General features: G+C 47.8%; 2 tRNA genes and 1 rRNA gene. All 3 read left to right on the forward strand.

The features are described from left to right. Positions 1-104, forward strand: a 16S ribosomal RNA gene (locus B5E56_RS14295); the annotation flags it as partial. A gap of 106 nt (positions 105-210) precedes the next feature. Beyond that, positions 211-286 (forward strand) — tRNA-Ala (locus B5E56_RS14300). Positions 287-302: 16 nt separating this feature from the next. Beyond that, positions 303-379 (forward strand) — tRNA-Ile (locus B5E56_RS14305). The last annotated feature ends 347 nt before the right edge of the window (positions 380-726 follow it).

Genomic DNA, 726 nt, shown 5'->3' on the forward strand with positions numbered 1-726 from the left:
GTAGCCTAACCGCAAGGGGGGCGCGGCCGAAGGTGGGTTCGATAATTGGGGTGAAGTCGTAACAAGGTAGCCGTATCGGAAGGTGCGGCTGGATCACCTCCTTTCTAAGGAGACTTCAACAGAACAAGTTCTGTTGTAACGTCCTAAGGTCAGCTTTTTGGAGCGGAGATGACTTTCACGTTGTTTAATTTAGAGGGCACACGCGTTGATGGGGGTATAGCTCAGCTGGGAGAGCACCTGCTTTGCAAGCAGGGGGTCATCGGTTCGAGCCCGATTATCTCCACCAAGAAGTGGACCGAGACGGGCCCATAGCTCAGCTGGCTAGAGCGCACGACTGATAATCGTGAGGTCGGTGGTTCGAGTCCACTTGGGCCCACCACTTACTTTTTCTTGAAAGAAAAAGTAAGCAAAAAGAACGTTAATAGAGCCTGGTTCGATGTTGGATCGAAGCACCTGGAGACAGATGTTTCGATCTGACCTTGAAAGAGGTTGGAAGTCAGCACCTTGAAAACTGAACAATGCAGATTGAAAGTATGAAGAGCAAGCAACAGAGGGCAATAACAGCAATGTTGTGGAACTTAAAGATAGAATGGCGAAAGCCGTTCTAGTGAATGGGTAAAACAATGTAGCCAATTGCAAAACTTCTGTGAGGCCTGCATAATTCATGATCGAATAGAGAACAGCTCAGAAATGAGACTGTTCTACTAAGGTCAAGCTATAAAGAGC

Origin of the sequence: Flavonifractor sp. An112, assembly GCF_002161085.1 — a bacterium.
In the GTDB taxonomy this organism is placed as follows: domain Bacteria; phylum Bacillota; class Clostridia; order Oscillospirales; family Oscillospiraceae; genus Flavonifractor; species Flavonifractor avicola.